This window comes from Belliella kenyensis (genome assembly GCF_022549675.1).
Classification (GTDB): Bacteria; Bacteroidota; Bacteroidia; order Cytophagales; family Cyclobacteriaceae; genus Belliella; species Belliella kenyensis.
Genome location: NZ_JAKZGR010000002.1, coordinates 262,961 through 274,963 on the forward strand (window position 1 = coordinate 262,961; position 12,003 = coordinate 274,963).

The window sequence follows — 12,003 nt, forward strand, 5'->3', positions numbered from 1 at the left end:
CATGAGAAATATAAGTTTTCTTTCATTGTTCATGGTATTTGGGTTCGTCGGAGTAACCATTGCTCAAAATATCACAAATGTTACAATTTCTGGCCCTACTACAACGACTTCTGGGACTAATGTGACCTACAATGCCCAATTTTGGAGTAACTCTCAACAAATTGCTCCTCCTGGATCAGGAGATTACCAGTGGAGCCATTCTGGAGGGACAGAGTTGTTTAATACTCTTACACAAATGCAATTGAATTTTAATACAGCGGGAAGTCATTATGTGGCCTATGATTTTGCTACATTTGATAATTATTTTTCTCCATACATGCCTGTATCGGTTACTGGATCTACAAATTTATGTAATGGGGTAAATGCATCAGCAAACAATGTGTCTAGGGTAGGTCCTGGTACAGTAACGTTGGTCGCCAATGCTGCACCTAGCGGATTTAGTTACAGGTGGTTTGCTTCTAATCAGACTACAGAGCTTTCTACTAGTCAAAGCTATACCACGCCTAGTATCAGTTCCACTACAACTTATTATTTGGCTTACAGAAATAATACCTCTGGCTGTCTAACCACAAAGGTGCCTGTGCAAGCAATAATAACAGCCGCTGCTCCAGATGAAAACTATGTCAAAACCTATACAGCCAAAGTAGCAAGTACAAATCAAACTACCATCAAGACAGGAACTGCCGCACAATCGTATAAGTCAATCACCTATTTTGATGGACTGGGAAGACCAAAGCAGGAAGTTGTACAGCAAGGAGCAGTCAATGGGAAGGATATAGTAAAACCAATAGTTTATGATGCCTATGGCAGGCAAGCAAGAAGCCATCTTCCTTATGCGGAATCAGATGGGATTACCGATGGAAGGTTTAGGACTGCAGGTGTTTCTAGACAGGCTACTTACTATCAAACCAAATTTTCGGATGCTTATGGTTATACAGAAGCTCAGTTCGAACCTTCACCTCTGAATAGGGTAGACAAACAGGCTGCTCAGGGAGCATCTTGGCGCATGGGGACAGGCAGGGAAGTGAAGTTTAGCAGACGTCCAAATACCACTGCCGATGCAGTGAGGATCTTTACTGTAAATGCAAGTGGTCTTCCCCAAAGCTCGGCGGTATATGCTGCCAACATGCTATGGGTAGAGATCGTGGATGATGAGGACAATATGCGCACGATGAGTTATACTGATAAGTTGGGTAGGGTAATACTCAAAAAAGTACAGCATACTGCAAGTCCAACAGGAGCAGGTTATACAGGTTGGCTCTGTACCTATTATGTGTATGATGATTTTGGAGATTTGAGGGTTGTTATCCCACCAAGAGCTGTTGAGATCTTGGTTTCAAAAAGTTGGGCTACAGCAAGTACAACAAATACGATCTTAGCAAATGCACAGTATTATAGGTACACCTATGATGGAAGACGTAGGCTTGTCGAAAAAAAGCTGCCTGGCAAAAATACAGAGTTTATTATATATGATGAACAAAATCGTGTGGTAGCCACACAGGATGGGGTATTGGCTGCAAGTTCGAAGTGGCTTTACAATAAGTATGATGCTTTGGGTAGGGTTATATTGACAGGGATTACGACTCAGACGGGATCAAGAGCTACAGTACAGGCATTGGTGACAGGCAACAACAATTCCGTACTCTCCACAGCAGCTACACCGACAACGACAGGGGGATGGCCAAGTAACCTAGGGGAGATCCTGTCAGCATATTACTATGATAGCTATGCAGGGCTTACTACCTTTAGCTACCTTAAACCATCCAGTCCTTATACCAATTTTCATGATCATGATAGTAACATTCATGGGCTATTGGCGGGAAAAAAAGTAAAGAATTACGCAAGCAATTCGCTGCTGACTACCCTATTTTTCTATGATAGCAAAGGAAGAGAGATCCAATCTGTGTCTCAGCATCACTTAAGCAATAGTGTTAGGGTATCTACCAGGTATAATTTTGAAAACAAACCAGAGCAAACACTTACCCAGTACAATGGGAGTACTTACAATGTATTGAAAACTTGGATATATAATAACAATGGTTCTATAGCTCAGGTCAAGCATAAAGTAAATACAGGTACAGAACACACAATAGTTCAAAACAACTATAGTGAAGTAGGGGAATTGATCAATAAATCAAATCCAGCGACAAGCCTTGGTTATCAATACAATATCAGGGGATGGCTGACCGATATGACAAGTACAGATAGTAGGGTGTTTCATCAGAAACTTTACTATCAAACAGGAGGAGGTACCAACAGGTGGAATGGTAATATTTCGGCGATAGATTGGAAGGGAGAAGATAACAAGTGGCGGAAGTATAGTTATGTCTATGACAATGCCCAGAGATTGAACTCAGCAACCTATACCGTTCCCAGTACTACGGCAGAGAATGGTAGGTATACTGTCAATGCCATCACCTATGATGCCAACGGGAATATCCTGACCATGAACAGAAGTGGACAGAGAACAACAAGCACCTATGGGGCTGTGGATAATTTGACTTATACCTATGAGTCGAATGCAGACCTGTCGAGCTATTCGAATAGACTACTGAAAGTTGCAGATGGCATAACAACTACGAACTATACCTCAAAGGATTTTAAGCCAGTATCAGGAGGGGCAAATTATAGCTATGATGTCAATGGAAACCAAACGGTAAATTCTGACAAAGGAATAACTAGCACCACCTATAACCACCTGAACCTGCCTACAGAAATCGTATTTACAGGTACGAATAGAAGAATTCTGTATGATTATGATGCTGATGGTGTCAAGGTAAGGCAGCGGGTATACACTGGTTCTACGAGCCCTAGTTCCACTACAAATTACATAGGTGAGTTTGTTTTCAATGGTACAGCCATAGATTACATTCTTCATGAAGAAGGAAGAGTTGTATATGAGACAGGTGAATCATTTTATGAATACAATATCAAGGATCACCTGGGTAATGTCAGACAGGTTATGAGAGTTCCGACAGCCCAAGGATTTATGGCTACTATGGAAGATACCCATGCCGAAGAAGAAGAGCAGAACTTCACCATGCTGGCAGAAAGTAGACAGAGTGGCTTAGAGCATAATGTGACTGCTGGAGGCAACAAAGTAGCTTGGCTGAATGCTTCAAGAGGGAGGACATTGGGGCCATCGACAACGATTCCTTTGGCAGCAGGTGATAGCATAAACCTGAAAGTCTTTGCCAAATATGAAGACCAGAAATCTAGTAAGCTGAGTAAGGGAGCATTTGTGGCATCTGGAGCAAAAGACAGGTTGGTGAACGATCTGCTGGAATTTAGCAATGTCACCTCCCGAACCGGTGGAGTCAATGCGATCACCTTGATAAGCATCATAGATATCATGGCCAAGGACCTACAGAAGCGTGACGCCCCAGAAGCATACATGGGCTATGCCCTTTATGATGCAGATAGTAACCTGTATGAGTTTGGTAAGCATGTTTTGAGTAAAAATGCAGCAAATGAACATGAGGTTTTGGAAAATAATCTCTATATTCCGCAGGACGGATACATGGAGACTTTCCTAGTCAATGAAACAGACGAAAACGTATGGTTTGATGACTTTAGCATTATGAGCTTAAGTACACCAATCGTACAGGAAACGCACTATGATCCTTGGGGATTGGAACTTACTGGACTTGGTTTTCAGGCAAGTGGGATGAAAGTGAATAAGTATCTCTACAACGGCAAGGAACTGCTGGATGACCTGAACCTCAATCTATACGACCACGGGGCACGTCTTTTTGATCCGGCCATAGGACGCTGGATCAGCATAGATCCAATGGCCCATCTAAGGGAGTGGGTTTCTCCGTACAACTTCGTGCAGAACAACCCGCTTAACCGAATTGATCCTGATGGTGCATTTGATTGGGTAGTGAATAGGGAGACGAACGAATATACTTGGATGGATAATGTCACCTCTGCCAGCGACACCCCTGAAGGTTACTCTTATGTTGGGGCCAAAGATTCGGACATCTTAAGAGATTTAGGAGTAGCATTCAAGCTTCCAGGACAGGAATCTAACAGGGTCGGGTATGTAGCTATGGATGTTGAGCAAGGCAGGTATGCCGCCAACCATCTGATAAATGTGAAAGCAAAAAGCAACGTGACTATATCTGCAGATGTACGCTATAACATGTCTGAGGGGTCAGAAAATAATGTTCTTGGACGGAAATTTGAGGGTGTCAAAATTTCTGCCATAGTTGTCGGTTCAAATTCCGGAACGGATGGCAGGGTGGATGCTCATTCTGGTCTGAGTGTCGATTACGGGGGGCAAAGCTATACCACGGCCTTAAGAAACCCTCAGGGCAGTTATGCCAAACAAACAGGGACACAAATAGGGGTAGGCAGTGTTACGATACCGGCTTCTCAGACAAGTCAGTCAAAAAGTTTTACCGGAATCAGCGTGAGTGGCGGTTGGTGGGCAACAAACTCAGCTAATATGAGGACACCGGTTGTATATCATCCGCTCACCCCTTATCCACATTCTTTTAAACACAGTTGGACCTTCCCTAATAAGTAAAGAAAATGATAAAATTAATTAAATGTGTATCGATATTTACAATAGTGATATTCGTTACAGGTTGTAAAAGTAACGGGCAGGGAAACTGCGATAAATGGTATGTCGAAGCTAATTCCAGTCTGAATGATTACTATTTAGACAATGATGAAGCCAACCTTAAGCTTTCAATGTCCATTATTGAAAAAGGCTATTATTTATGCCCCGATTTTGAAAGTAGATTTGTAGATCTTAAAATCACTTTGCTATTGTTGATGAAAGAATATGAAAGGGGGTATTCATTTATAGATTCTTTAGAAGAATCTAGCTTTGAGCCGTCCTACAAAAAGGCGCTATACCTTAAAACTTTTAAAGCCTTGTCTCTTGAAAAGAAGGGAGACATTGCCGGAAGAGATGGACATTTTGAAGAGCTTGTCGGAGAAATTGAGGACTATATATCTTCCAACCCTTCGAGTGAAGAAGCAATAGCTGATCTATTTTACACTAAATTAAAGTTTGAAGAAAAGGAAAAAGTGATAAGGGAGATAGAATTAATGCAATCATCAAGCCATATCGATGATAAGGAGTTTTTGAACGCATTGAAGGAAAGTATTAAGGCTGCTCCTACGATGTAAGTAAAAAATCAACAAGTATCTCTACAACGGGAAAGAACACCTGACCGACTTAAACCTTAATCTATACGACTTTGGGGCGAGGTATTTTGACCCCGTGATAGGGCGATGGACAAGCCCGGATCCCATGGCCAGTGAAAGAAGCTGGGTAAGCCCGTACAACTACGTGCAAAACAACCCGCTGAACAGGATCGATCCTGATGGTAGGTTTGATTGGGTTATCAATAAGGATAACGAGGTTTATTGGGATGAAAATGCGACTTCTCAGGCAACAACGAAGACGGGTGAGACCTATCTTGGGAAAATGGGTTTTGGGGTAGATGAACAAACGGGAAATACAAAGGTGTACAACCCTGATGGAGTTATAAATGAAGGGGTAAGAAGTTTGCCAGAGGTCACAGTATCTTCTGGTAACCCGGTCACGGATGCTATATACAAGGGGAACAGGGATTTTGCCCTTGGGGCCCTTGATTTGACCAGTCAAACGTTTGGAAAGGTCGGAGCCAGTGCTACGGTTGCAGGACTTGTTATTGCTCCTTTTGCTCCACCTGTTGGTGCTGGTTTAATAACGATAGGAGAAACATTTTCTGCGGTTTCTGGAACAGCCAGTGCTGCGCTAAATTTAAATCGTGGAAATATTGGAGCAGCTTTTACTGATGCTGCATTACTTTCCATTGGTTCATTCGGAAGTGCAGGAATTAAAAGCCTCGAGGGAGGAGCGGTGAATTCAACTGGACAATACCTATTAAGAGGAACCCAAAACACGAGTTTGGAGATTACTAATCACTTAATAGTACCTGCTTTTCAAAATCGTAAAAAATAAGAAATATGCTACTATTAGGAATAATAAGTTTGATTCTCGGTGCCCTTATACTTTATAAAATGATTAGACATCCTTTTAAATATGATGATGGAGCTATCAATTTTAAAGGATATGCATCGGGAATAATTTTTACCTTAATAGGTATTTACGTTCTTTTTGACTACTTTAAGATTCTTTAAAATCAATATAAAGTAGAACGTAGAGAAGCCCGGTAAATTAACATCCGGGCTTTTTTTATTATAGTGCGGCAATACTTTTGAGTTTTGCAGCTTTGATGAAAGCGTCAATGGTGGCGAAGACGTGCGACTTGTTTTCCGGATCCAGGTTCTGGATCTCCTTCAGTTTTTTGAGTGTTTCGTTGTCAATGCGCTCATACTCCCCGTCCTTGACCAGGTAATCCAGGGTAACGCCGAGGGCATCGGCGATCTTGGCGGCTACGTCAATGGAGGGGATGTTTTCGCCCCGTTCATACTTACCGATGATATCCCCTGAAGTCCCGACGAGCTTGCCCAAGTCTGCCTGCCTGATTTTTTTCTGCTTGCGGGCGAACGCCAATCTGTCTGAAAAAGCCATAAATACCTCGTTTTTGAGAGTTATATGATAGTGATTCACAAAAATACATCACTTATAGGTCAAATACAATTAACATAGCTCTTGCATGTAAAAGTTAAATGGGTTAGTTTTGTGAGGTATTTATCAGATGTAAATTTTTAAAGAAAGTTTTATGGCAGAGAAAAAAGAGTACCTATACGATTACGGGGGACTGGATCTGTTCCTTGAAAACTTCGTGGATGCCCCCGAGCTGAAAAGGCATCTGGACGAGCTGCTGCTGATACTGGTCACCCACATGTGCCTTGTGGAAAGGGAGCCGGACTGCGGCCGGGAACTGTTGGAGCTGTATGCGATACTGAGCGATCTGAGAGACCTGTTCGGTAATCTGGAAAAGAAGGCGGATTAAGCGATGGAAATACAGGAGATCAAAACCAGACTGACGCTTAAGGAAGTCCTGGAACATTACGGCTTGAAACCGGACAAGCAAAGCAGGCTGAACTGCCCGTTCCACGATGACAAGACCCCGAGCATGCAGGTGTACTACAAGACCCAGACTGCCTACTGCTTCAGTTCCAACTGCCCCACGCATGGCAAGAGCCTGGACGTGATCGACTTTATCATGCATATGGAACAGACGGACAAGCATCAGGCAATCCTCAAAGCTGGGGAACTGATCACAGGCACGGCTTCCCCTGCCCAGAAACTGACTAGGGTTGCGCTGCTCACAAACATGTTCACCTACTTCAAGAACGCCATGCACAACAGCAGACCTGCCCGTGAATACCTGGAAAGCCGTGGACTGGACCATGGCAAAACGGATGTTGGCTACAACAGTGGCCAGTTCCACCACGGCACAAGGAAGGACAATGAACTGATCGAAGCCTGCCTTAAATACGGCCTGCTGCTGGACAGGGGACACGTGAACAACCGCACGGGCGAGAAGGCTTACAGCCCCTTCGGGAAGGGCGGGATCGTGTTCCCGCTCCGAAACAGTGAGAACCAAATAACCAGCCTGTACTTCCGCAGCACGGCAGACGACAGGCAGGCACGCCACTTTTACCTGAAAGACCGCCAGGGGCTTTACCCGTGTTATCCGAAACAGGAGGCCACCAAACTAATCCTGACCGAAGCCATCATCGATGCGGCCACCTTGCTCCAAATCCCCGGGATCACCAATGAATCCCGCCAAGACGGGACAGGTTATCAAATACTTGCCTGCTACGGCACCAACGGGCTGACAGAGGAACATATCAGCGCAATCCAATCACTCAACAACCTAGAAGAGATTGTTTTCTTTTTTGACGGTGATGCCGCCGGACTGGAAGGGGCAAGGAAACAGGGCGAAAAGCTGAAAGGCCTGCTGCCGGAAATCAAAATCAGCCGGGTAAATACACCTGAGGGCGAGGATGTAAACAGCCTGTATGTCAACCATGCGGACAGTGCGGAAGAACTCTTTAGACACCTGTTGGACAGCCGTACCCATTTTGAATCGCCAAACGGATCTTTTTACTCTTCAAATGAAAAAAAAGAAATCCGGGAGCAGATACCGCTGAAAACCGAACAGAAGGATCATCAGAGAGATCAGAATGGTTCAGATGAAATAAAAAAAGAAGTGCGGAAACAGGTGATCCAACCGGCAGTCCCTGAACCGTCCAAATCCGTCCCACAGCCAAAAGTCAATACGCAGGAAACCAATCGATGCCATGCGGCAGGCAGGTTTGATACTTCCAACCCACACAGAATCATATACTTTACCGACACGGCGCATTACTATGTAAAGGGCGGGGTGCGCCAGGAACCCGACAGACTGCAGATCAGCCTGATGGTCGAGGGGAAGGGCAACAGTGCCTACAACCGCTACCGCAACCGCCTGGACCTGTACGAGAACAAACAGACGGAACGGATAGCAAGGGAGGCGGCCGAAAAGCTGAACCTCAGGGCAGACCTGTTGGAGCTGGACCTGTGCAGGCTGACCGACCTTCTGGAGGACTACCGGGACAGCAGGGAAACAGGGCAGAAGCAGGAAAGCACAAGGGCAGCCCTGGACAGTACTGCAAGCGGGCGGTGCAGGGACTTTTTGGGCAAACCCAACCTGATCCAGCGGATCAACGGACTGATAGGCAAGGCGGGCGTGGTGGGCGAGGAAAACAACCGGGTGTTCCTGTTCTGCATCGCCGCCAGTTACGGGATGCCCGACACGCTTCACGCCCTGATCCAGGGATCGAGCGGATCGGGCAAGACCCACCTTTTGGTGAAGATCAGCAGCTTTATCCCCGATGAAGATGTGAAAAGGTTCACCAGGGTCACGGAGAGCAGTTTTTACAACTACGGGATGTACGACCTGAAAAACAAGCTGATCTGCCTGGAAGACCTGGACGGGATGAAGGAAGAGGCGCAGCTGGCCTTCCGGGAACTGCAGTCAAGGGAGATGCTGTCGAGCAGCACCACGGGACAGGACGAGAAGGGCAACAACCGGGCGTATGAAAAGATCGTCTACGGGCCGATCGCATCGATGGCCTGCACGACCAAGGGGGAGATATACGAGGACAACATGAACCGCTGTTTTTTGATCGCCGTGGACGAGACCAAAGAGCAGACGCAAAGGATCATCCAATACCAGAACCAAAAGGCATCCGGGAAGATTGACGGACAGGAAGAAAGGAAGGCCACGGAGTTTATACAGGACTGTATCCGGATGCTGAAACCGCATGAAGTGGTGAATCCATACGCAGATAAAGTGAACCTGCCGGAAGAGGCCCACAAGATCAGGCGGCTGAACGGGCTGTACCAGAGCTTCGTGAAGCAGATGACCCTGATGAACCAGTACAGGAGGAAAAAAGATCAGAAAGGGAGATTGATCACGGAGAAGGAAGACCTGCAGGTAGCCGCAGAAATCATGTTTGACAGCATCGTGCTGAAGATAGACGAGCTGGACGGCAGCCTTCGGCTGTTCTACGAGCAGCTAAAGACCTATGTCAAAAGCAAGGGAGAGGCGTATGAATCATACAGTTTTGGCCAAAGGGAGATCCGGCAGACGCTGAACATCAGCAAGAGCCAGCTGCAGCGCTATATCCATGACCTGTTGAGCCTGGAATACATATGCCAGGCAGGCGGGCATATCAACAAGGGCTACCGCTATAAGATTGTGTACTGGGACGATGTGGCCAAGCTGAAAGGCAAGGTGAAACGGCATTTACAGGGGCAATTGGATCAACTTGAGATCTTGGCGACCCATTAGCGACCCAGCCGTTTTGGGTCGCAAGAATCTACCTTTAAAGCCCAAAAAGGCTGAAAATGGCCCTAAATCAAGCTGGCGACCCGTGACCCAGGAAAACGTACGCTCCCCCTTCAGCAACTGTTACGACGAAAGGCAAGGCATGCCACTTTGAAAACCAAAAACCACCACCATGAAGCATTTACCGATATATAACAAGGAATACCGGGAGCTTCTCCTGGACTTTAGGCTGTACCTGGAACGTACGGGCTACAACAAAGGGAGCTGTGAAGCCCTGCCATCCTGCCTGCGGGAGTTTTTTCACCGGATGGAAGGCCTTGGTATCCATGGACTGGACGGCATCACGCCCGGGCATATCCTGGAACACTGGGAGTACCTGAGAACAAGGCCGAGCCAAAGGGGCGGCAGTTTGAGCGAAAGCCAGATCAACCATCACCTGTACGCCTTGAAAACCTTCATGAACTACCGGCAGGCCGCTGGGGACATCGAAAGCAACCCCTTCGGCGCACTGGCCTTCCCGAGGCCGGAACATCCGCCCAGAAAGGTGTTGAGCAGGGAAGAAATCAAGGCCCTCTACGGTGTATGTGAGACCCTTCGTGACCATGCCATGCTAAGCCTGTTTTACGGCTGCGGGCTGAGAAGGTCGGAGGCGGAAAAGCTGGACATATCCGACATCCACTTCAAGGGACAGCTGCTTTATGTGCGTTCCGGCAAGGGCGGAAAAAGAAGGGCCGTTCCGATGGGCGTACAGGTAACCCAAGACCTGAAAGGTTATTACCTGAATGAAAGGGAGTCCTACAGAAATGGAACGGCCGCCGACAGCCTAAAGGCTTTTATGCTCAACAACCACGGGAACAGGATGTCGGGGGACAGCTTTTGGAGACGGCTCGGATACCTGGTCGAACAGGCGGGCTTTACAGATCGGATCGGCCTTCACTGCCTGCGGCACAGCATCGCCACGCACCTTTTGGAAGGCGGCCTGGGCATCGAGCAGGTCAGGGACTTTTTGGGCCACCGCCATCTTGAGACGACCCAGCTATACGCCAAAATCAGCAAACATTACCTATCCAAACAGATATGTTGAAAGATAAAGAACTGGAAACCTATCTGCTGGAAAGGCACACCCCGGAGACGGCGAAGATCTACCTCCGGGACATCAGGATCTACCTGGATTATATGACCGAGGAGCGGGCGGAAAAAGCCACCTACCAAGACATCCTGCAGTACGTGGACTACCTGAGGAAGAAACACCAAAACCCAAGGACGGTCAACAGGATGCTTTACGGGGCAAAATCCTGGCACAACTGGCTGCTGCATACCGGAAAGCGGGATGACCATCCCTGCAAGTTTTTGAGGCTGAGGGATGCCAAGGGACAGGATATCCAGCTGCAGGATCTTTTTTCTTCAACTGAACTTGAACAGCTGATGGAAAGGAAGGAACGCTATGAAAGCGTAAGGATAAGGAACCAGGTGGTTGTCAGCCTGCTGATCTACCAGGGATTGCGGCTGAAGGAAACAGAACAGTTGCGGTTACAGGATGTTGACCTGGAAGCGGGGACAATCCACAGCAGGGGCATGGCCAAGACTTTGCCGAGAACCCTGAAGATGAAACCAAAACAGATCATGCTTTTTTACCGCTACATCCACGAAATACGACCGGGAATACAGAAAGAAGAAACGGAAAAACTGATCTTGAACATCCGGGGGAAAGCCATCAAGGCCGATGATATCAACTATCTGGTGGAGACTTTTAGGGACCTGTTCCCCGACAGGAAACTGAATGCCCAAACCATCCGGCAGAGCGTGATCGCCCACCTGTTGAAAGAAGGAAAGGACTTACGGGTTGTCCAGGTGTTTGCGGGACATAAAAACCCGAGTTCGACGGAGCGGTACAGGCAGACGGGATTGGAGGAACTCAAGGCGGCGGTACAGAAACACCATCCGCTGGGGTAGTGTTAAAAAATTTGGAAAATGCAACTAAATACAGTTACTTTGAGTTTATGTCTAAGAAGGAAAAACTGATCGCCAGGTTTTTGGGCATGCCATCCGACTTTCATTATGACGAGATGGTGAAACTGCTAGGATACTTTGGTTTTGAGGAAGTAAAGAAAGGAAAGACCTCCGGTTCGAGGGTAAAATTCGAGAACGGTGAAGGGGTTCCTGTCATGCTCCACAAACCTCACCCAAGCGGGATCATGAAGCAATACCAAATGAAACAGGTCAGAGAACTATTGGAGTTATGAAATATCTGGAA

At 46.6% G+C, this 12,003-nt stretch carries 9 protein-coding genes; 8 read left to right on the forward strand and 1 reads right to left on the reverse strand.

Going from position 1 to position 12,003, the window contains the following annotated elements:
* The first annotated feature begins 1 nt into the window (after position 1).
* The 3 genes from MM214_RS02720 to MM214_RS02730 are packed head-to-tail and all read left to right on the forward strand — an operon-like array spanning position 2 to position 5,962.
* Entirely contained in the window at positions 2-4,531 is a 4,530-nt protein-coding gene (locus MM214_RS02720) for a DUF6443 domain-containing protein (protein ID WP_241291734.1), read from the forward strand.
* Between the two features lie 5 nt (positions 4,532-4,536).
* Positions 4,537-5,142 carry a hypothetical protein gene (locus MM214_RS02725; protein ID WP_241291737.1) on the forward strand — a complete coding sequence of 202 codons (606 nt, stop codon included), beginning with the start codon at positions 4,537-4,539 and terminating at the stop codon, positions 5,140-5,142.
* 7 nt (positions 5,143-5,149) lie between these two features.
* Entirely contained in the window at positions 5,150-5,962 is an 813-nt protein-coding gene (locus MM214_RS02730; RefSeq protein ID WP_290295104.1) for an RHS repeat-associated core domain-containing protein, read from the forward strand.
* A 237-nt stretch (positions 5,963-6,199) separates the two neighbouring features.
* On the opposite strand, the gene MM214_RS02735 is transcribed toward MM214_RS02730, so the two are convergent.
* Positions 6,200-6,535 carry a helix-turn-helix domain-containing protein gene (locus tag MM214_RS02735; RefSeq protein WP_035080001.1) on the reverse strand — a complete coding sequence of 112 codons (336 nt, stop codon included), beginning with the start codon at positions 6,533-6,535 and terminating at the stop codon, positions 6,200-6,202.
* A 151-nt stretch (positions 6,536-6,686) separates the two neighbouring features.
* Here MM214_RS02735 and MM214_RS02740 point away from each other — a divergent pair, with 151 nt between their 5' ends.
* The 5 genes from MM214_RS02740 (at position 6,687) to MM214_RS02760 (ending at position 11,992) form a co-directional block, all read left to right on the forward strand.
* On the forward strand, positions 6,687-6,920 hold the full coding sequence (locus MM214_RS02740; RefSeq protein ID WP_241291740.1) for a hypothetical protein: 234 nt from the start codon (positions 6,687-6,689) through the stop codon (positions 6,918-6,920).
* Between the two features lie 3 nt (positions 6,921-6,923).
* The gene (locus MM214_RS02745) at positions 6,924-9,752 is read left to right on the forward strand and encodes a CHC2 zinc finger domain-containing protein (protein WP_241291743.1); all 2,829 of its coding nucleotides are present in this window, start codon (positions 6,924-6,926) and stop codon (positions 9,750-9,752) included.
* A 169-nt stretch (positions 9,753-9,921) separates the two neighbouring features.
* Complete coding sequence (locus MM214_RS02750) at positions 9,922-10,833, forward strand: tyrosine-type recombinase/integrase (protein WP_241291745.1); 912 nt, start codon at positions 9,922-9,924, stop codon at positions 10,831-10,833.
* Positions 10,827-11,702, forward strand: a complete 876-nt coding sequence (locus MM214_RS02755; RefSeq protein WP_241291747.1) for a tyrosine-type recombinase/integrase — start codon at positions 10,827-10,829, stop codon at positions 11,700-11,702. Before MM214_RS02750 ends, MM214_RS02755 begins: the two co-directional genes overlap by 7 nt.
* A complete protein-coding gene (locus tag MM214_RS02760) occupies positions 11,702-11,992 on the forward strand; it encodes a type II toxin-antitoxin system HicA family toxin (RefSeq protein ID WP_241291750.1) in 291 nt (96 codons plus the stop codon). Before MM214_RS02755 ends, MM214_RS02760 begins: the two co-directional genes overlap by 1 nt.
* Positions 11,993-12,003 lie beyond the last annotated feature (11 nt).